This is a genomic window from Acrocarpospora pleiomorpha, assembly GCF_009687885.1.
Lineage (GTDB): Bacteria > Actinomycetota > Actinomycetes > Streptosporangiales > Streptosporangiaceae > Acrocarpospora > Acrocarpospora pleiomorpha.
In genome coordinates this window covers 41,606-61,642 of record NZ_BLAF01000059.1, presented here as the reverse complement: position 1 = coordinate 61,642, position 20,037 = coordinate 41,606, and the positions used below count along the sequence as shown (strand labels likewise).

The window sequence follows — 20,037 nt, the reverse complement described above, 5'->3', positions numbered from 1 at the left end:
TTCAGACGCGATCGTGGCCGCTCACCCGGCGGCCACGATCGCGTCTGAATCCTCCTCCCAGGAGCGCGGGTGACCGCCGATATTTGGGCGCAGGCAGCGGCTCCACGGCGCGACCCGTGACGCACAGCATGATCGATAACCGGTCGGGGGGTAGCACCGGGCCCGTAATCGACGGGGATAAACGGGAAATAACCGGCATTTCCCCCCGTGAACACGATCACATTGACGATCTTGCGGTTGATCGCGAAGCTGGAGGGAAGATCGGATAGAAGCCCGCCGACCTGCGGAAACACCGAACTACTGATCCTTAGTGAGCGCACGACTGATCACCAGTCGCTGGATCTGGTTGGTGCCCTCCACGATTTGGAGGACCTTGGCCTCGCGCATGAAGCGTTCGGCTGGGAAGTCCTCGACATAGCCGTAACCGCCGAGGACCTGGACCGCGTCGGTGGTGACCTTCATGCACATGTCGGTGGCGAAGAGTTTGGCCATGGCGGCCTTTGTCCCGTACGGACGGCCGGCGTCGCGGAGGCGGGCGGCGTCCAGGTAGAGGGCGCGGGCGGCGGCGATCTGGGTGGCCATGTCGGCGAGCAGGAAACCGATGCCCTGGAAGTCGGCGATCCTGGATCCGAACTGGCGGCGTTCCTTGGCATAGGACGTCGCGGTCTCGAAGGCGGCCTGGGCGAGGCCGACGGCGCAGGCGGCGATGCCGAGGCGGCCGCCGTCGAGGGCGGCCATGGCGATGCGGAAGCCCTGGCCGGAGTCGCCGATGAGGGCGTCGGCGGGGAGGCGGACGTCGTCGAAGCGGACTTGGGCGGTCGGGGAGGAGCGCATGCCCATCTTGCGTTCCGGAGCGCCGAAGGACAGGCCGGCGGTGGTGGCGGGGACGTGGAAGCAGGAGATGCCGTCCTCGGTCCTGGCCATGACGGTGTAGAAGTCGGCGACGCCGCCGTGGGTGGTCCAGGCTTTCACCCCGTCGACGGAGTAGCCGCCGTCGACGGGCGCGGCCTGGGTGGTCAGCGCGGCCGCGTCGGAACCGGATTGCGGCTCCGACAGGCAGTACGCGCCCAGGACCTCGCCGCCGAGGAGTTCGGGCAGGTGTTCGGCGCGCTGGGCGGCCGACCCGAACGCCGAGAGCGGGAAGCACGACAGCGTGTGCACCGAGACGCCCAGCCCGACCGCCAGCCAGGCCCCGGCGAGCTCCTCGACGACCTGCAGATACACCTCATACGGCTGCCCGGCCCCACCGTGCTCCTCCGCGTAGGGCAGCCCGAGCAACCCGGAGGCTCCCAGCAGCCGGAACAGCTCACGCGGGAACCGGCCGGCCGCCTCGTCCCCGGCGGCCCGGGGGGCGACCTCCTTGGCGGCCAGTTCCCGCACCAGGTCGAACAGGTCGTGGCCTTCGGCCGTCGGCGAGACCCTGTCCACGTTCATCGCGACGCTCCTATTAACGAGAAACCCATCCCATAGACAGCCGCATGCCCACCGACCAGCGACTCACCGCTGCGGCTGTCCAGATCACGCCTTTCTCATTGATAAACGACCACGAGATCCCGCGTGGTCAGGTTGAGGCGTTCGCCGCCGCTCTCCCCGCACACCACGATGTCCTCGATCCGCGCGCCGTGCTCGCCGGGCAGGTAGATGCCGGGCTCGATGGAGAACGCGAAACCGGGCTCCATCGCCCGCGTGTTGCCCGACACGATGTAGGGCTCCTCGTGGGATTCCAGGCCGATGCCGTGCCCGGTCCTGTGGATGAAGTAGGAGCCGTATCCGGCCTCCTCGATCACCTGGCGGGCCGCCGCGTCCACGGCCTCGCAGGTCACCCCGGGCCGGACGAAGTCGCAGGCGGCCTCCTGCGCCCGGCGGAGCACCTCGAAATAGGCCGCATAAGCCGAATCGGGCTCGCCCACCGAGTAGTTCCGCGTCGAATCCGAGCAGTAGCCGCTTGGCATGGTCCCGCCGATGTCCACCACGACCTGGTCGCCCTGCTGGATGACCCGGTCGGAGAGGTCGTGATGCGGGGACGCGCCGTTCGGCCCGGACGCCACGATGACGAAGTCGATGACCGCGTGACCGGCGGTCATGATCGCGTCCGCGATGTCGCGGCCGACCTCGCGCTCGGTGCGCCCGGCCCGCAGGAACCCGGGCACCTGCTCGTGCACGGCGTCGATCGCCGCCCCGGCCGCGCGCAACGCCGCGACCTCGGCGGGCGACTTGCGCATCCGCAGCTCGGCCAGGGCGCGCCCGGCGAGATGCTGCTCGACCCCGGGGAGCGCGTCGCGGAACCGGAGCGACTGCATCGCCCACATCCGGTCCGACAACCCCACCGACGCGACGTCGCCGAGGCGTTTGGCCACCACCGCATAGGGATCGTCGGTCTCGTCCCACGGGACGAACTCCAGCCCGATCCGCCCGGCGGGCGAGGCCTGCGCGGCCGGCAGTTCCAGCCGGGGCACCATCATGAACGCCTCCCCGGCGGCGGGCACCACCAGACAGGTCAGGCGTTCCAGGGCATGCGCGTGGTATCCGCTCACATAACGCAGATCCGGGCCAGGAGTCAGCAACAGCGCGCCGAGCCCGGCCGCGGCGGTGGCCGCCCGGACCTCGTCGATTCTGGTCACCGGATACAGCTCAGAGGACTCCGTTGTCACAAGTCCCCATCTAAGCAGAGCCCGCCGACAGTCTCCGACCCGCCGCTCAGCCCAAATATTTCGCATCTCCGGGAAATCACTGCTACGCTCCGCGCAAGGCCGATCACGGCCAGTTTCAGATTGTCCAGATAGATGCTGTTTTGAGAGCGAGCCCCACCATGGTCGGCGTCGTGGGCGGCGAACCGCTGCCCCTCCACCCCCCAGACGACCGCATCCCTTCGATGAAGGCTCCCCTGACCGCCGCGGAGATGGTGCAGGATCTGCGCGCGCGACTCGACCGGCAAGAGGAGTGGCTGGCCGAGGAACGCGACGTGGGCGCCGCCCTGCGTGCGGCCATTCTGCCGGAACCGGGCGCGAACATGGACCTGCCCACCGCCCGCATCGCCGTCCGCTACGCGCCGGCGGTCCAGCCGCGCGGCGACAGCACCCCACCTCCCAATCTCGCGCCGCCCTATCCCCCACCGCCCTATGCCGCGTTGGGCGGCGACTGGTATGAGGCGACCACCCTCCCCGACGGCCGGGTCCTGCTCGCCGTCGGCGACGTCTCCGGGCACGGCATGGCCGCCATCGCCCAGATGGCGCAGCTGCGGCACGCGCTGGTCGGCCTGGCGATGACCGGCCGCCCGCCGAACCGGCTGCTGGCGTGGCTGAACGCGCTGGTGCTCAACCGGCTCGATGACACCATCGCCACCGTCATCGTGGGCCTGCTCGACCCGGCGACCGGGCTGCTCACCTGGGCGCAGGCCGGGCATCTCGCACCGATCATGGTCAGGGACGGGCAGGCCCGCCAGCTCCGCGCCCCGCGCGGCCTCGTGCTGGGCGCCTCGCCCGACCCGCCGTTCACCGTCTCGAAAGTACGGCTACACCCCGGGGACCTGCTGCTCATGTTCACCGACGGGCTGGTGGAACGGCGCGACCGCGACATCGGCGAAGGGCTGGAGCTGATCATGAGCGCGGCCGAGAAAATCGGTCACCACGATCTCGACGCGGGGCTCGGATTCCTGATCGACGCGGCGGGCGGTCCGAGCCCGGAGGACGATACGTGTCTCCTCGCCGTGGGGGTCCTGGGACCATAGACGGGTGCTGATGCTTCTCGACACCCCGTCGCTGTATTTCCGGGCCTTCTACGGCATCCCGGAATCGATGACCGCGCCGGACGGCATGCCCGTCAACGCCGTGCGCGGGCTGATCGACATGATCGCCACGCTGGTCCGGTCGCACTCCCCTACCCAGCTGGTGGCCTGCATGGACGCCGACTGGCGGCCCGCGTTCCGGGTGGCCGCGATCCCGTCGTACAAATCGCATCGGGTGGCGTACGGGAACCAGGAGGAGATCCCGGACACGCTCGCGCCGCAGGTGCCGGTGATCGAGGAGGTGCTGGCCGCGCTGGGCATCGCCAACTTCGGCGTCGCCGGGTACGAGGCGGACGACGTCATCGGCACCCTGGCGGTCCGGCACCAGGGCGCGGTCGAGATCGTCACCGGCGACCGGGACCTGTTCCAGCTGGTGGACGACGCGAAACCGTGCCGGGTCCTTTACACTGTAAGGGGGATTCGTAATCTTCAGACGGTGGACGAGGCGTTCGTCACGGCGAAGTACGGCATTCCCGGCCGCGCGTACGCCGACTTCGCGACGCTGCGCGGCGACCCGAGCGACGGCCTGCCGGGCGTGCCGGGCATCGGCGAGAAGACCGCCGCCGCGCTGATCACCCGGTTCGGCTCGCTCGACGCCCTGCTGGCGGCCGCCGGCGACGACGGCTTCCCCGCGGGCGCGCGCAACAAGCTGGCCGCCGCCCGCGACTACCTGGCGGTCGCGCCCGCGGTCGTCCAGGTCGCCCACGACGCCCCGATCCCGGACGTGGACCTGCGCGTCCCGGCCGAACCCAAGGACCCCGCCCGCCTGGTCGAACTCGCCGACCGCTACGGCCTGGACAGCCCGCTCAACCGCCTGCTCCCCGTGCTGGCCCGAGCCCAGGCCGGGTAGCCGCGCCGGAATTCGCGCCCAGGCCGGGCAAACACCCACGTCCGCACTTCGTGCCCAGGCCGGGTGAACACGCGCGCCCGGCTACCTCGGCTCCACCGCGCTCGACCGTCCCGGGCCGGAAACTCGCCTGGTTGAAATCCAGGCTCCGACACGTTCTCTGGCCCCAGCCCGGCCGAAGGGGCACGCCCGAAGCCCGGCTCCGACCATCCCCGGCGACGTGACGCGCTCGCCCGAGGTCCGCCCGTGGGCGCCGCCGTCCGCACGGCGAGCACGGGGCTAATGCGCCCGACCGGGGTCCGCGCTCCGCTACGTTGATGGGCGTGCCGCACAGAACGATCCGGGTCCCGGACGCGCAGAAACCACGGCTCGTCGATGGATTCGAGCGGATCCGCGATGAATTCGACCTGCCCGCCGCCTTCCCCGCGCCGGTCCGGGCCGAGGCCGAGCAGGTGGCCTCCCGCCCTCCGGCCGGCGAGGACCGCACCGACCTGCCGTTCCTGACCATCGACCCGCCCGGTTCGATGGACCTGGACCAAGCCCTCTGCCTGGAGGAACGCCCCAGAGGCGGCTACCGCGTCTGGTACGCGATCGCCGACGTCGGCTCCTTCGTCCGCCCGGGCGGCGCGATCGATCTGGAGGCCAGGACCCGCGGCGAGACCGTCTACCTGCCGGACGGCCGGATCCCGCTGCATCCGGCCGTGCTGTCGGAGGGCGCGGCCAGCCTGCTGCCGGGCGAGGTCCGCCCGGCCGCGCTCTGGTGCCTGGACCTGGACGCCGAGGGCCGCACCGTCGGCGTGGACGTGCGGCGGGCACTGGTCCGCAGCCGGGAGCGGCTCGACTACGACTACGTGCAGACCGCGGTCGACACCCAACGGGCCGACGGCACGCTGCGCCTGCTCGCCGAGATCGGCCCGCTCCGGCTGGCGCTCGAACGGGCCAGAGGCGGGGTGAGCCTGCCCACGCCGGACCAGGAGGTCGTGCACGAGGCGGGCGGTTACCGGCTGGAGTTCCGGACGCCGCTGCCGTGCGAGGCGTGGAACGCGCAGATCTCGCTGCTCACCGGCATGGCGGCGGCGCAGCTGATGCTGGACGCCGAGATCGGCCTGCTCCGGGTGCTGCCCCCGGCCGATCCACGCGACCTGGCCAAGATCCGCCGGGTGGCGCTCGCGCTGGGCGTCTCGTGGCCGGAGGGCGCGACCTACGGCGAGGTCGTCCACGGCCTCGATCCGAAGATTCCCGGACATGCCGCGTTCCTGCACGAATCCACGGTGCTGCTGCGCGGCGCGGCGTATGTCTCCTTCAACGGGGAGCCGCCCCGGCTGGCCGAGCACGCCGCCATCGCGGGGCCGTACGCGCACGTGACGGCGCCGCTGCGCCGCCTGGTGGACCGTTACGCGACCGAGGTGTGCCTGGCCGTCGCGGCCGGGGAACCCGTGCCGGAACGGGTCGAGGAGGCCCTGGTGGTGCTGCCCGACCAGATGCGGGCGGCGGGGCGCAGGACCGGCGGGGCCGACCGGGCCTGCGTGGACCTGGTCGAGGCGTTCGTGCTGCACGAGCGGGTCGGCGAGGAGTTCGACGCGGTCGTGGTCGACGTCGCCGAGGACAAGCCGGGCGGCCACGTCCAGGTCACCGACCCGGCCGTGATCGCCCGCTGCGACGGCGACGGGCTGCCTCTCGGCGAGCGGATCCGGGTCCGGCTGGTGCGCGCGGACCCGAACAAGCGCGAGGTCCGGTTCACCAGGATCAGCTGACCGAGGAGTAGGCCACCACGCCCCGACGCAGCGCGTCGACCGCCTTGCCCGCGTTGTCGCGCACCTTGCTGCCCTTGGGCGCGGCGTCCCGCAGCTGCCCGAGCAGGTCGAGCAGCTGCTTGACCCACCGCACGAAGTCGCCGGCCGCCAGGTCGCCGTCGGTGAGGACCGCGTCCAGGGTGTGCCCCTTCGCCCACCGGAACGCCGCCCAGGCGAACCCGAAGTCGGGCTCGCGGATGAACGACAGGCCGTGGTCCTCCTCGATGCCCTCCAGTTCCCCCCACAGCCGCAGCATCGCGGCCAGCGCCTCCTTGGCGCCGCCGGCCGGGATCTTCGGGCTGCGCGTGTCGTCGGACTGGCGGGACTCGAACACCAGCGAGGACACGCAGGCCGCCAGCTCGGCCGGATCCAGCTTCTCCCAGATCCCGGCCCGCAGGCACTCGGCCGTGAGCAGGTCGAGCTCGGTGTAGAGCTGGGCGAGCCGCCGCCCCTGGTCGGTGACGGCCTCGCCGTCCAGGTAGCCGAGCTGGTCCAGCACCCCGCAGACCCGGTCGAAGGTGCGGGCGATCACGTGCGACCGCCCTTCGACCCGGCGGCGCAGCGTCTCGGTCTCCCGCTGGAGCTTGTAGTACCGCTCCGCCCAGCGGGCGTGGTCCTCCCGCTCGTCGCATCCGTGGCAGGGGTGCTGGCGCAGCTCCCGGCGCAGCCGGTTGATCTCCTCGTCCTCGGTGGCGTGGTCGCGCGCCCGGGCCGGTTTGCCCAGATCCCGGTCGCCCAGCTTGGCGTGCATGGTCGAGACCAGGTTGGCCCGCTCCTTCGGGCTGCGCGCGTTGAAGTTCTTCGGGATGCGGATGTGGTCCACCGGCTCCACCGGCACCGGGAAGTCCGCCGCCGCCAGCCGCTTGACCTGCCGTCCCACCGTCAGCACCGTCGGTGTGGGCCCCTCCCCGCGCGGCCCGAGCCCCGGGTCGAGCACCACCGCGAGCCCGGCCCGCCGCCCCCCGGGGATCCGGATCACGTCCCCGGGCTTCAGCTCCTCCAGGCTCTGCACGGCCTGCGCCCGCCGGGCGGCTCCGCGCTGCCGCGCCATCTCGGCCTCGCGGTCCGACAGCCGCCTGCGCATCGCCGCATACTCGGGGAAATCCCCCAGATGGCAGGTCATCGCCTCCGCGTAGCCCTCCAGGGCCTGCTCCGACTTGCGCAGCTGCCGGGCCAGGCCGACCACCGCCCTGTCTGCCTGGAACTGGGCGAAGGAGTCCTCCAGGAGCGTGCGGGCGCGTTCCCGCCCGACCTGGCCGACGAGATTGACCGCCATGTTGTACGAGGGCCGGAAGCTCGACCGCAGCGGATAGGTCCGGGTGCTGGCCAGACCGGCCACGCTCATCGGATCCATGCCCGGCTGGTAGACGACGACCGCGTGGCCCTCCACGTCGATGCCGCGCCGCCCGGCCCGCCCGGTCAGCTGCGTGTACTCCCCCGGCGTCAGGTCGGCGTGCGTCTCCCCGTTCCACTTGTCGAGTTTCTCGATCACGACCGAGCGGGCGGGCATGTTGATGCCCAGCGCCAGCGTCTCGGTCGCGAACACCGCCTTCACCAGGCCGTTGGTGAACAGCTCCTCGACGACCTCCTTGAAGGCCGGGAGCATGCCCGCGTGGTGGGCGGCCAGGCCGCGCTCCAGGCAGTCCCGCCATTCCAGGTAGCCGAGCACGGCCAGGTCCTCGTCCGGCAGGTGGGCGGTCCGCTCGTCCACCAGCTGGCGGATCTCGTGCCGCTCCTTGTCGCTGGTCAGCCGCAGCCCCGCGGCCAGGCACTGCTGGACGGCGGCGTCGCACCCGGCCCGGGAGAAGATGAACGTGATCGCGGGCAGCAGCCCTTCCGCGTCCAGCCGTTCGATGGTCGTCGCCCGGTCGTGTCCGTTGCGGCGGGGGCGCAGGTAGCCGCGCTTGCCGCGGGTGTTGGCCAGCCGCTGCTCGTCCCGGGACAGGCGCATCAGGCTGGCGTTGATCCTGGTCGCGCCGTCCTCGTTGGCGAACAGGTCGTAGAGGCGGTTGCCGACCAGCATGTGCTGCCAGAGCGGCACCGGGCGGTGCTCGTCGACGATCACCGTGGTGTCGCCGCGCACCTCGCCGAGCCACTCGCCGAATTCCTCGGCGTTGCTGACGGTGGCCGACAGCGCCACCACCCGCACCGACTCGGGCAGGTGGATGATCACTTCCTCCCAGACCGCGCCGCGGAACCGGTCGGCCAGGTAGTGCACCTCGTCCATGACCACGTAGCCGAGCCCGGCCAGGGTGCCCGACCCGGCGTAGAGCATGTTGCGCAGCACCTCGGTCGTCATGATCACGATCGGGGCCTCGCCGTTGACGCTGTTGTCGCCGGTGAGCAGGCCGACCTTGGCCGCGCCGTAGCGCCGGACCAGGTCGTTGTACTTCTGGTTGGAGAGCGCCTTGATCGGCGTGGTGTAGAAGCACTTGCGGCCCTGCTCCAGGGCCAGGTGCACGGCGAACTCGCCGACCACCGTCTTGCCCGAGCCCGTCGGGGCCGCCACCAGCACTCCGTCGCCCGCCTCCAGCGCCTGGCAGGCGTCGACCTGGAACTCGTCGAGGCCGAAGTCGTACAGCTCGCGGAACGAGGTGAGCGCCGGGCCGCTCTCGCTCTGCTGCTCTCTGAAGACGGCGTAGCGTTCGGCAGGCGTGCTCATGCCGTCAACCCTACCGATATCCGCGTTACGGCCGTCCCGCGCCCGGCCTCGCGCCTTTACAAAGTAGATTCCTTTTGTACGGCATGCTCACGGCACCAGCACCCGCAACGCCCCCGCTTCCACGGAGCAGCCGATCGGCGTGGGACCCACCCGTTCGCCGTCGGCGTAGGCGATCGTGTCCGGCGCGTCGAGGGTGACCGTGCGGCCGCGCAGGATCTGCACCGCCGGAAGATCGGTATGGGTGCCTTTGTAGACGCGGGGAAAGGCCCGCAGGAACGCGGTCTTCGGCATGGCCGCCAGGATCATCACGTCCAGCAGGCCATCGTCAGGTTTCGCGTCGGGGCACACCCGCATCCCGGCGCCGTACGAGCGCGTGTTGCCCACCGCCACCAGCATGGCCTCCCGTTTGATCACCTGGTCGTCGATCGTGATCGTGAACGGGATCGGGGTGAACGAGCGCAGCTCCTGCACCAGGGCGAGGATGTACTTCGACATGCCGGGCGGCCAGGTCATCCGGTTGGCGCGCTCGTTGACGCGGGAGTCGAAGCCGCACGCGACCACCCCGGCGAACCATCGCGAGCCCGGAGATATCCGGGCCGCGTCGATCACCCGCACGCGCCCGCCGAGCACCGCGTCCGCGGCCCGCAGCGGGTCACGACGCGGGATGCCCAGCGCGTCGGCGATGTCGTTGCCGGTCCCGGCCGGAATGATCCCCAGCGGCACGCCGGTGCCGGCCACCGTCTGCACGGCCAGATGCACCAGCCCGTCCCCGCCGAACGCGACGAGGGCGGCGGGCCCGGCGGCGACAGCCGTACGGGCCCTGGCCAGCGCGTCGGCGGCGGAGTCGCCGATCAGGACGGAGACCTCCCGGCCACCAGCCCGTAATCGCGCCAGGACCGGGTCGAGCGACCGGATCCCCCGCCCGCCACGCGCGGTCGGGTTCACCACGACGACGAGCTCGCCCGCCACTAATCGTCGGCCGGAACGCTGGGACCGTCGAGCTCCTCTTCCAGCGCCCGCGCCCGCTGCGCGTCCAGCGCGTCCTGCCTGCGGTCACGGAAGTACATGAACGCCAGCGCCAGGTAGAACAGCGCGATCATCGGCATGGCCAGCGCCAGCATGGTGAACGGATCCTGGCTCGGGGTGGCGATCGCGGCGAACACGAACATCAGGAAGATGACCATGCGCTGATGTTTGGCCACGGCGGAGTAGCGCAGCACGCCGATGACGTTCAGGAAGGCCATCAGCAGCGGCAGGAGGAACGACACGCCGAAGATGACCAGCATCAGCATCAGGAACGACAGGTAGTCGTTGACGTCGATCAGCGGGACCGCGTTCTCCGGCACGAATCCCAGCAGCAGCGACAGGCCCTTGTCCATGGTCAGGTACGCCAGCGCGGACCCGGCCAGGAACAGCGGCACGGCGAGGCCGAGGAAGGTGTAGGAGTACTTCTTCTCGTTGCGGTACAGACCCGGGGTCACGAACGCCCAAACCTGATACAGCCAGATCGGCGCGGCCACCACCAGGCCGAACATGAACGCGACCTTGAGGTTGATGAAGATGCCCCCGGTCACGCTGCCGACTACGAGGTTGAGGTTGCAGTCGGTGCTGGTGCTGTTGCCCAGCCGGAGATTCGAGGGCAGCCGGCAGAACGGCCCGGTCATGAAATCCCAGATCGGGTCGAAGAAGATAAACCCGACGATCGTCCCCACCACAATGCCAAGAATGATCTTGACGATGCGGTTGCGCAGCTCACGGATGTGATCCATGAGCGACATGCGGCCGTCGTCGTCACTCGCGGCCGTGGGAGCCGACCGTTTCAGCAGCGCCATTGGACGATTCCTGGGCTAGGGGAAGGAGCGTTCAGTTCTGCTTGTCAGCCTGCGCGGCGCGCAGCTTGGCGTTCTCTTCCTCAAGCGTGCGCAGCCGGTCCTCGACCGAGGGGGTCGCCGGGTTGGCGGCGGCCGGAACGGTCGGCGGAATCTGCGCCGGGGGCGGCGGCACGGTCTCGGCCTTGGCCTGCACGACCGTCGAGTCCTCGTCGTCCTCGTTCAGCTTCTTGGTCTCCTTCTTGAACAGCCGCAGCGACTGCCCAAGGGCCCGAGCCGTGTCCGGAAGCTTCTTCGCGCCGAACAGGAGGATGACGATGAGCCCGATGATTATCAGCTCAGTGGGTCCCAGGGTTGGCATGACACTTCCTTACGGGGCCGATGGTGCAGAGGCACGTCTCAGCCCGATGGTACGCCGTGCGGGCAGTACTTCATCACCCTGCCCTTCCAACAGGGGTGATGTCATCCTTCGGAAGGACGATTCCCGATCTCGGCGCGTAACCGGGCTTGCGCGGGTTCGATACGTTTCCTGGCCCGGTCGAGCTCCCGCCCGAGCCCCCGCGCGGCCATGAGAACCCGCGCGGTCAGCACCCCGAGCACGGCCATACCGGCCACCCCCAGCCCCACCGCGGCATAGATCCAGATCATGACGCCCCTCAGTAATAGTTGGCCAGGGCTTCCTTGGCGGTCTCCGTCACCCGCTCGGCCAGCGACTCGGGCCTGATCACGCGGCCGGAGTCGCCCAGCCGGAGCGCGAGCCGGACCAGCCAGGTCTGGTCACGCGCCCGCAGGGTGACGCGCTGGCGGCCCTCGCCGAGCTCCTCCAGGCTCTCCACCGGGTAGTACTCCGACACCCAGCGCCCGGCGGGGGTGACCTCCAGCTCCACCAGCTCGTCGCTCTCCGACGGCCGGAACACCCCGTCGGCGACGTCCATGGGCTCGGCCTCGGCGGGCGGGTCGGCGGCCACGTCCAGCATGTCCACCGCGAGGATGCGATCCACCCGGAACATGCGCATCGCCTCGGCCCGGTAGCACCAGCCCTCCAGGTAGTGGTGGCCGTCCACCAGCACCACCCGGAGCGGGTCGACCTCGCGCGGCGTCACCTCGTCGCGGCCGGGCACGTAGTAGCGCAGCGACACCCGCCGCTTGTGCCTGGCCGCCGTGGTGACGGTGACCAGCGCGCCGGGCGCGGCGTCCACCTCCACCGCGACCTGGTTGCTGACCGCCGCCGCGCCGTCGCCTGCGGCCTGCTCCAGCTTGGCGATGACCCGCCCGAGCGCCTCGGTCCCGGCGAACTCCGGCAGCTCGGCCAGCATACGCAGCGCCACCAGCAGGGCGCTGACCTCGTCCACGCCCAGCTTCAGCGGCCGGGCGATGGTCTCGGCGTTGTCGATGAGGATCTCGCCGCCGTCCCAGGAGACGTCGATGAGGTCGCCGGGGGTGTGCCCCGGCAGCCCGCACATCCAGACCAGCTGCAGGTCGTCGATGAGCTGCTTCTCGTTCAGCCCGAACAGCCGCGCCACCTCCGGCACCTGCGCCCCGGGATGGGACATCAGGTACGGCACGAGCGCCAGCAGCCGGGGCAGCCGGTCGTTCACTGCAGAGCCCCCTTCAGGCGGCGGATGACGGCCTCCCGCGCGTCCGGCGGGTCGATCACCTGGGCGTCGGCGGCGAGGCTGGCGATCCACCCGGCCAGCCGCTCCGCGTCGGTGAACGCGAGCTCCACCTCGTCCCACTCGGCTCCCGGCCGGACCTGTCTGGCCAGGTGCCGCAACCCCTGGCAGGTGCCGGGGCGCACCCGCAGCAGCGCCGTACGCTCGGGGAACTCCTCGCCCGCGTAACCCACCTGGGCGCGCAGGTCGATGCCGTCGGGCACGCGGACCGCGCCGGGCCGCCCGAGCGTGGCGACCGGGCCGGCGATGCGGCTCAGCCGGAACACCCGGGTGTCGTCGCGGCCGCGGTCGTGCCCGACCAGATACCACCGGCCGCGGCGGCTGACCACGCCCCACGGCTCGACCACCCGGCGCAGCACCGACTCGCTGCCGGAGGAGCGGTAGTCGAAGGCCACCACCCGCCGGTCCCTGACCGCTTCCCACAAGGTCGGGAAGGAGGCGTCCCTGGTGTCCACCCGCAGCTCCAGCGGGCCCTCCACCAGATCGGTCTCCACCCCGCCCGCCTTCAGCTTGAGCATCGCGCCGCTGGCCGCCTCGGCCAGGTTGGCCCGCTGCCAGACCTGCGCGGCCAGCCCCAGCACGGCGGCCTCGTCGGGTTCCAGGGTGATCTCGGGCAGCTCGTAGGCCTGCCGGACGATGCGGTAGCCGGGATCGTCCTCCCACGGGTCCTTGTTGACCTCGATCGGGATGCCGATCTCGCGCAGCTCGTTCTTGTCCCGCTCGAACATGCGCTGGAAGGCTTCGTCGTTGTCCGGGTCGTAGCCCGGGACGACGTGGCGGATCTGCTCCGCGCTCAGCGGCCGCCGGGTCGAGAGCAGGCAGATCACCAGATTGAGCAATCGCTCGGTCTTCCGCCGGGACATGGCCCCTCCCCTCCTTCTCCGATGAAGAACGCTACCCTTTTCCAGGTGATCAGATGGCGCAAGGGCGAGGTCCTGGGGATCAGGCGTGACTGGCCGGGCGCGGTGGAACTGGAGGTGTCCGTCGAGGACGGAACCCGGTGCCGGGCGCTGGCCTATCCCCCGCTGGTGGGCCGTCCGGAGCCCGGCGACGCGGTGCTCCTGAACACGACCGCACTCGCGATGGGCCTCGGTACGGGAGGTTACGCCATGGTGGTGGCGATTCCTGACCGTTTGCCACAAGATCCGGTGGGTCCTGGTCACCTGGTGAAGGCGCGGTACACGCCGTTGCAGGCCACCGTGCAGGGCGCGGACGAGCAGAACTCGCCCCACCACGAGCTGCTCCGCGACGCCGACACCCTGGACGGCATGCCCGTCGTGGTGGCCGACCTGCACTCCGCCCTCCCGCCGATCCTCTGCGGCCTGTACGCCTCCCGCCCCGAGATCCGGGTGGCGTACGTGATGCAGGACGGCGGCGCCCTCCCCGCCTGGTTCTCCATGTCCTGCGCCCGGCTGCGGGAGATCGGCTGGCTGTGCGGCGTGGTGACGGCCGGGCAGGCGTTCGGCGGCGACGTGGAGGCGGTGACCACGCACACCGCCCTGCTGGCCGCCCGGCACGTGCTCAGGGCCGACGTGACGATCATCGCCCAGGGCCCCGGCAATCTGGGCACGGGCACCCGCTGGGGTTTCTCCGGGGTGATGGCCGGGGAGGCGATCAACGCGGCCGGGGTGCTCGGCGGGCGCCCGGTGGCGGCGCTGCGGATCAGCGAGGGCGACCAGCGGGACCGGCACTTCGGGGTGTCGCACCATTCGCTCACCGCGTACGGCCGGGTGGCGCTCTCCCCCGCCGAGGTGGTGGTGCCCGCGCTGCCGGGCGAGTTCGGCGACCAGGTCCGCTACCAGGCGGCCGACCTGGCCTCCCGCCACATCCTCGTGGAGGTGCCGGTCGGCGGGCTGTACGAGGCGCTGCGGAAGTCCCCCGTCACCCTGTCCACGATGGGCAGGAACCTGGACCAGGACCGCGCCTACTTCCTGGCCGCGGCCGCCGCGGGCCGCCACACCGCCACGCTGCTGGCCTGAAATACCAGCTCGGCGCGGGCGTGACTTCTAGCATCCGACGCATGAACGCGAGAGAAACAGCGCGGAAAGTCCGGGTGGCCCTGCTGGGTGCCGCCCTGCTGGCGGTCCCGGCGTGCTCGGGGTCGAGCGCCGAGTCCAGAGCGGGCCGGGAGCCCGTCCCGAGCACGTCCGCCACGGTGGCGGGATCGGTGCCGAGCGATCCCCAGCAGGTCGGCTTCCTGGCCATCGGCGACTTCGGCACCGGCGGCAAGGCGCAGCGGCGGGTGGCGGCGGCGATGAAACGCTGGGCCTCCCGGCACCGGGTCGACGCGATCATCACGACCGGGGACAACGTCTATCCGGACGGCAGTCCCGACAAGTTCCCGGCTGTGCTCACCAAGCCGTACAAGGGGGTGAAAGCCCCGATCTGGGCGGCGCTCGGCAATCACGACGTGCAGGCGGGGCACGCCGCCCAGCAGCTGAAGACCCTCGGCCTGCCCAGGCCGCCGTTCGCGAAGCGGCTGCCTGGGGTGGAGTTCCTGTTCCTGGACGCCAACCGGGACCACGCCGAGCAGGCGGGCTGGCTGGACCGCCAGCTGTCGGCCGCCGGGCCCCGGCTGCGGGTCGTGGTGTTCCACCAGCCCGCCTGGTCGTGCTCCCTGCACGGCTCGACCGCGACCGTGGACCGGCACTGGGTGCCCATCCTGGAACGGCACCGGGTGGCCCTGGTCCTCAACGGCCACGACCACAACTACCAGCGTTTCGTCTCCCCCAACGGGGTCAACTACATCGTCACCGGCGGGGGCGGCGCGGGCCTCTACGCGATCAAGTACGGCTGCCCCGGCCTGCCCAAACGGGCCGCCGCCCGCAAACGCCACCATTTCGTGGCCGTCCAGGTCACCGGCGACGACACCCTCAGCGTGGCCGCCATCGGCCCCAAGGGCCACACCTTCGACTGGTCTGTGATCACGCGCTGACGGGATCAATGAGAAAGTCGTGATCTGGGCGGCCGCAGCGGTGAATCGCCTGGACGGCGGCTATGCGGCTGTCTATGGGACGAGTTTCTCATTGAAGTAGAAGTCTTTGAAAGTGAATGCCTCCGGTCCGGGTCCTTCTGCCCTGAGCCGGTCCAGCCGGGCCATCCCCTCCGCCAGAGTGGGCGGCTCCCCCTCCGGCCACCACCACATCACGCTGTACGGCACCACGACCCGCTGGAACCACTCCCGCCGTCGTTGCAACACGGCCAGATGCCGGGACCGGTACACGAAGTTCCAGAGCGCCTCCCGCGACTCCCAGACCGAGAAGTTGATCACGAGCTCGTCGCCGTAGTCGTGCTGCACGGTGTCGGTGGGATCGTCCCCGCCCTTGAGCCGCCAGACGAACCCCGGCGAGCTGTCGGAGAGCAGGTTGACGGGTTCCAGCAGGGCGACGAACTCCGCCAGCTGGGGAGAGTCGAGGGGGGCGAGCAGATGCGCGACGTTCAGCTGGGCCAGATGCATGGCCCCAGCATTCCCAGCCCGTTTCTCTATGTCAATTCCTATTATTTTTAGAAATGACCACGCAGCACTCCCCCGGCCTGGGGTCCAGCCGGGCCGTCACGCCCTCGACCCCGTCGAGCAGCCCCTGGCAGAGCGACAGGTTCATCGAGCACACCAGCAGCGGATGTTCCCCCGCCAGCACGTGGAAGGGGCAGTTGCGCAGCCGCAGCACCCCGTCCTCCTCGTAGGGCTCGTAGCCCTGCCGGGCCAGCGTCTCCCGTACCGGCCCGGACGCGCCGGCGGCCAGCTTCCGGCCCGCCCGCCGCGCGGCCTCCTCGGCCAGCTCGTCACCGCCGAGCAGGTCGACGACCTCGGCCAGGATCAGCGCCACCGTGCGATAGTCCCGGGGCGGCAGGCTGACCAGATGCTCGGCCCCCGACCGGCGATACACCTTGGCGGGCCGCCCGCTGCCCGGCCCGGTCCGCTCCCCCAGCCGCTTGAACTCCGCCGTCAGCAGCCCCGCGTCGACCAGCTTGTCGAGATGGAACGCGGCCAGCCCCCGGGCCACCCCGGTCGCCTCCGCCGCCTCGGCCCGCCCGACCGCCCGGCCATGCCCGACCACGAACCGGTACAGCTCTCTCCGCACCGGATCGCCCAGCAGGGCCACCGCCTCATCACTGTCCACAGCCGGAGTTTACGGACACGCCAGAGCCCTCCTCCCCGTGAGGGAAGGAGGGCTCCGCGGAACGATCAGACGGCGCCGAGCACGTCCACCACGAACACCAGGGTGTCGGTGCCCTTGATGCCGGCCTCGGCCTGGCCTTCCTTGCCGTAGCCGAGCTCCGGCGGGATGGTGATGACGACGCGGCTGCCGACGGCGACGCCGGTCAGGCCCTGGGACCAGCCCTTGACGACCTGGCCGAGCTGGAACTGGGTGGCCTCGCCGCGCTTCCAGCTGGAGTCGAACTCCTTGTCGGTGCCCCAGATCTTGCCGGTGTAGTGCACCATGACCGTCTGGGTCTCCTTCACCTTCGGGCCGTCGCCCTTGATGACGGTCTTGACGACCAGGTCCTTGGGCGGCTGCGCCGCGGTCTTGGTGGTCAGCTCGGGGGGCGTCTCGCCGCCCGGGTTGACCAGCTTGACGCCCTCGATGCCGGGGTCGGTGGCGTTGCCCACGGCGGCCCTGGCGGCGGCCGAGACCACGTCGATGACCAGCACCTGCGAGGTCACCCCGAAGTCGGTGCCCTGCTGCCTGGCGTTGTCCATCATGGCCTGGTCGAGGCTGTCCTTGGCGATCACGACCAGCACCCGGCCGCCGGGCTTCAGCCCGACCAGGCCGTCGTGTAGCGCTTTCGGGAGGTTCTGGTTGACCGGCACGAACTCGGGCGTTCCCTTGTCGTACGCCGAGCCGACGGTCTTGTTCTCCTTGCCGTCCCAGGTGTAGACGCTCACGTTGGCGACCAGCGTGTCGCCTTCCTTGGCCGCGTTGCCGTCCCCGGGGGCGATCACGCGCGCCGAGGAGGTCAGGTCGGGGTTCCCGGTGGGGAAGGTGACCTTCGGCATGGTGCCGGCGGAGCCGTCGACCTTGATGTTCTTGGCGTCGCCGAGCGGGCCGGTCAGCGAGGCCGCGGCGCTGGGCGCGGGGGCGCTGCCGCTGGCGGCGGCCGTGCCGGCCGGGGTGGCGGCGGGGCTGGCCCCGGTGGCGGTCTTCTGGGCGGTGCCGCACGCGACGGCGGTCAGAAGCAAAGGAAGAGCGGCGGCGGCGATGGCCGTGCGGCGGCGCATGATGGGAATCCTCAGGAAGGCAGCGGAGAGTCAGACAGCGGGTTCGCGTCACACTACCCGAACCCGCTGTCTGGATGACGTAAGGAGATCACATTCCGGCGATCAGCTTGTCCACCCGCTCGTCGACACTGCGGAACGGGTCCTTGCAGAGCACCGTCCGCTGGGCCTGGTCGTTCAGCTTCAGGTGCACCCAGTCAACCGTGAAGTCACGGCGCTTCTCCTGGGCTCTGCGGATGAACTCGCCGCGCAGCCTGGCCCGCGTGGTCTGCGGCGGGACCGACTTGGCCTCGAAGATCTTGATGTCGGTGGCCACCCGCTCCACCGCGCCGCGCTTCTGCAGCAGGTAGAACAGGCCGCGGCGGCGGTGCACGTCGTGGTAGGCCAGATCCAGCTGGGCGACCCGCGGCGAGGACAGCGGCAGGTCGTACTTCTTTCTGTAACGTTCAATCAGCTGGTACTTGGTGACCCAGTCGATCTCCCGGGAGACCAGGTCCAGGTCGCCGGTCTCCACCGCCCGCAGGGTGCGCTCCCAGAGCTCCAGCACCCGCTTGCTGGTCTCGTCGCCGCCGCGCCGGTCCACGAAGTCCTTGGCCTTGCCCAGGTACTCCTGCTGGATCTCCAGCGAGGACGCCTCCCGGCCGTTGGCCAGCCGGACCCTCCTGCGGCCGGTCATGTCGTGCGAGACCTCGCGGATGGCCCGGATCGGGTTCTCCAGCGACAGGTCGCGCATCACCACCCCGGCCTCGATCATCCGCAGCACCAGGTCGGTGGCGCCGACCTTGAGCAGCATGGTGGTCTCGCTCATGTTGGAGTCGCCGACGATGACGTGCAGGCGGCGGAACCGCTCGGCGTCGGCGTGCGGCTCGTCCCGGGTGTTGATGATCGGGCGGCTCCGGGTGGTCGCCGAGGAGACGCCCTCCCAGATGTGCTCGGCCCGCTGCGAGACGCAGTAGACCGCTCCACGCGGGGTCTGCAGCACCTTGCCGGCGCCGCAGATGATCTGGCGGGTGACCAGGTAGGGGATGAGCACGTCGGCCAGGCGGCCGAACTCGCCGTGCCGCCCGACCAGGTAGTTCTCGTGGCAGCCGTAGGAGTTCCCGGCCGAGTCGGTGTTGTTCTTGAACAGGTAGATGTCCCCGGCGATGCCTTCCTCGCGGAGCCGTTTCTCGGCGTCCACCAGGAGACCTTCGAGGATGCGCTCGCCCGCCTTGTCGTGGGTCACCAGTTCCACGACGTTGTCGCATTCGGGCGTGGCGTACTCGGGATGGCTGCCCACGTCCAGGTACAGACGCGCGCCGTTGCGGAGGAAGACGTTGCTCGATCGGCCCCAGGACACCACTCGCCGGAACAGGTAGCGCGCCACCTCGTCCGGTGACAGCCTGCGCTGCCCCCGGAACGTGCAGGTGACGCCGTACTCGTTCTCAAGCCCGAAGATGCGACGATCCATCACATCACCCTATGCCCCGAATGGCGGAACGACATAGGGATCATGAAGTGGATTGTCCCCGGGCGCTCCCGCGGGCCTCCCCGGCGGTCAGAAGTAGATCTCCACGACCTTGGTGACCTGGCCGTTCGCGACGGTGATCAGGGCGGTGAGGCGGCCTTCGCGGGCGTGCTCGGCGAGTCGCGCCCGGGTGCAGCGCTCGGTGCCGAGCCCGTCGCCGTTGATCGTCTGGTCATTGCCGGTGCAGCCGGTGGCGCTCAGGTAGACCACGCCGGGGGCCAGCGGCGCGGCGTAGGCGGTGACGTCGCCCTCCTTCGGGCCGACGAAGGTGCCACCGTCCCAGCGGACCGGGACGTATTCCGCGGTGTCCCCGTCCTGCATGGTGACGAAACGGCCGCGCAGGATGCCGTCGGCGCTGGGGCTGATGCGCTTGGTGAAGTCGTGCCCGGGGTCGAACTGGAACTTGGCGCCCTTGATCTTCGGTTGCTTGGCCCCGATGACGTCGCTCTGGTCGTACTCCTCGGAGGGCTCGAACACCTGGTTCCCTGGCGGTTCCGTCGGCGACGGCGACGCGAGCGGGCTGGGGGTGGCGGCCGCCGGGGTGGCCGTGACCGTGGCGGGCGGCGTCGTGGAGGCGGTGACGGTGACCGTCGCGGTGGGGGCCGCGGCCTCGGTGCCCGAACAGGCGGCGAGCGAGAGTACGGCGACAGCCAGCGCGGCCTGCCGGAAATAAGTGGTCATATGCGGAAAAGCCTAGCGAAATCCGCATTTGGTCGTGCCCGGA

The 20,037-nt window shown here is 70.6% G+C and carries 19 protein-coding genes; 5 read left to right on the top strand and 14 right to left on the bottom strand.

The genetic code is table 11. The features are described 5' to 3' along the window. Positions 1–297 precede the first annotated feature (297 nt). Positions 298–1,434: an acyl-CoA dehydrogenase family protein gene (locus Aple_RS38880; RefSeq protein WP_155349766.1), complete on the bottom strand. Its 1,137-nt coding sequence runs from the start codon at positions 1,432–1,434 to the stop codon at positions 298–300. A 95-nt stretch (positions 1,435–1,529) separates the two neighbouring features. Beyond that, a complete protein-coding gene (locus Aple_RS38875) occupies positions 1,530–2,621 on the bottom strand; it encodes a M24 family metallopeptidase (protein WP_308805539.1) in 1,092 nt (363 codons plus the stop codon). A gap of 251 nt (positions 2,622–2,872) precedes the next feature. Between Aple_RS38875 and Aple_RS38870 the strand changes: the two genes are divergently transcribed. From Aple_RS38870 to Aple_RS38860, 3 genes are all read left to right on the top strand, one after another. After that, complete coding sequence (locus Aple_RS38870; protein ID WP_246265051.1) at positions 2,873–3,727, top strand: PP2C family protein-serine/threonine phosphatase; 855 nt, start codon at positions 2,873–2,875, stop codon at positions 3,725–3,727. A 10-nt stretch (positions 3,728–3,737) separates the two neighbouring features. Continuing rightward, complete coding sequence (locus Aple_RS38865; RefSeq protein ID WP_155349774.1) at positions 3,738–4,634, top strand: 5'-3' exonuclease; 897 nt, start codon at positions 3,738–3,740, stop codon at positions 4,632–4,634. Between the two features lie 314 nt (positions 4,635–4,948). After that, positions 4,949–6,385: an RNB domain-containing ribonuclease gene (locus Aple_RS38860; protein WP_155349763.1), complete on the top strand. Its 1,437-nt coding sequence runs from the start codon at positions 4,949–4,951 to the stop codon at positions 6,383–6,385. Here the strand turns inward: Aple_RS38860 and Aple_RS38855 are convergent. The 7 genes from Aple_RS38855 to Aple_RS38825 form a co-directional block, all read right to left on the bottom strand. Then, positions 6,378–9,086: a DEAD/DEAH box helicase gene (locus tag Aple_RS38855; protein WP_155349762.1), complete on the bottom strand. Its 2,709-nt coding sequence runs from the start codon at positions 9,084–9,086 to the stop codon at positions 6,378–6,380. The two genes, Aple_RS38860 and Aple_RS38855, sit on opposite strands and share 8 nt — an antisense overlap. 87 nt (positions 9,087–9,173) lie before the next feature. Then, positions 9,174–10,055: a YegS/Rv2252/BmrU family lipid kinase gene (locus Aple_RS38850; protein WP_155349761.1), complete on the bottom strand. Its 882-nt coding sequence runs from the start codon at positions 10,053–10,055 to the stop codon at positions 9,174–9,176. Next, a complete protein-coding gene (gene tatC / locus Aple_RS38845) occupies positions 10,055–10,918 on the bottom strand; it encodes a twin-arginine translocase subunit TatC (protein WP_155349760.1) in 864 nt (287 codons plus the stop codon). The genes Aple_RS38850 and tatC overlap by 1 nt, the downstream gene beginning before the upstream one ends. Before the next feature lie 31 nt (positions 10,919–10,949). Then, the gene (gene tatA / locus Aple_RS38840; protein WP_155349759.1) at positions 10,950–11,276 is read right to left on the bottom strand and encodes a Sec-independent protein translocase subunit TatA; all 327 of its coding nucleotides are present in this window, start codon (positions 11,274–11,276) and stop codon (positions 10,950–10,952) included. A gap of 101 nt (positions 11,277–11,377) precedes the next feature. After that, a complete protein-coding gene (locus Aple_RS38835; protein ID WP_155349758.1) occupies positions 11,378–11,563 on the bottom strand; it encodes a hypothetical protein in 186 nt (61 codons plus the stop codon). Positions 11,564–11,571: 8 nt separating this feature from the next. Beyond that, positions 11,572–12,468 carry a helix-turn-helix transcriptional regulator gene (locus Aple_RS38830; RefSeq protein WP_155349773.1) on the bottom strand — a complete coding sequence of 299 codons (897 nt, stop codon included), beginning with the start codon at positions 12,466–12,468 and terminating at the stop codon, positions 11,572–11,574. A gap of 41 nt (positions 12,469–12,509) precedes the next feature. Next, positions 12,510–13,451 (bottom strand): helix-turn-helix transcriptional regulator, encoded by a 942-nt coding sequence (locus Aple_RS38825; RefSeq protein WP_155349757.1) that lies wholly within the window; start codon positions 13,449–13,451, stop codon positions 12,510–12,512. 45 nt (positions 13,452–13,496) lie between these two features. On the opposite strand from Aple_RS38825, the gene Aple_RS38820 reads away from it, so the two are divergent. Together Aple_RS38820 and Aple_RS38815 are read left to right on the top strand one after the other, a co-directional pair. After that, positions 13,497–14,567 (top strand): DUF3866 family protein, encoded by a 1,071-nt coding sequence (locus tag Aple_RS38820; RefSeq protein WP_246265050.1) that lies wholly within the window; start codon positions 13,497–13,499, stop codon positions 14,565–14,567. 41 nt (positions 14,568–14,608) lie between these two features. Next, a complete protein-coding gene (locus Aple_RS38815; protein ID WP_155349755.1) occupies positions 14,609–15,523 on the top strand; it encodes a metallophosphoesterase family protein in 915 nt (304 codons plus the stop codon). A gap of 72 nt (positions 15,524–15,595) precedes the next feature. Here Aple_RS38815 and Aple_RS38810 read toward each other — a convergent pair whose 3' ends face one another. From Aple_RS38810 to Aple_RS38790, 5 genes are all read right to left on the bottom strand, one after another. Next, positions 15,596–16,045: a DUF3291 domain-containing protein gene (locus Aple_RS38810; protein ID WP_155349754.1), complete on the bottom strand. Its 450-nt coding sequence runs from the start codon at positions 16,043–16,045 to the stop codon at positions 15,596–15,598. A 31-nt stretch (positions 16,046–16,076) separates the two neighbouring features. Beyond that, a complete protein-coding gene (locus Aple_RS38805) occupies positions 16,077–16,709 on the bottom strand; it encodes a helix-turn-helix transcriptional regulator (protein ID WP_155349753.1) in 633 nt (210 codons plus the stop codon). Between the two features lie 65 nt (positions 16,710–16,774). After that, on the bottom strand, positions 16,775–17,809 hold the full coding sequence (locus Aple_RS52905; RefSeq protein WP_155349752.1) for an FKBP-type peptidyl-prolyl cis-trans isomerase: 1,035 nt from the start codon (positions 17,807–17,809) through the stop codon (positions 16,775–16,777). Positions 17,810–17,897: 88 nt separating this feature from the next. After that, entirely contained in the window at positions 17,898–19,256 is a 1,359-nt protein-coding gene (gene pafA / locus Aple_RS38795) for a Pup--protein ligase (RefSeq protein WP_155349751.1), read from the bottom strand. Between the two features lie 87 nt (positions 19,257–19,343). After that, complete coding sequence (locus Aple_RS38790) at positions 19,344–19,994, bottom strand: hypothetical protein (RefSeq protein WP_155349750.1); 651 nt, start codon at positions 19,992–19,994, stop codon at positions 19,344–19,346. Positions 19,995–20,037: the final 43 nt, after the last annotated feature.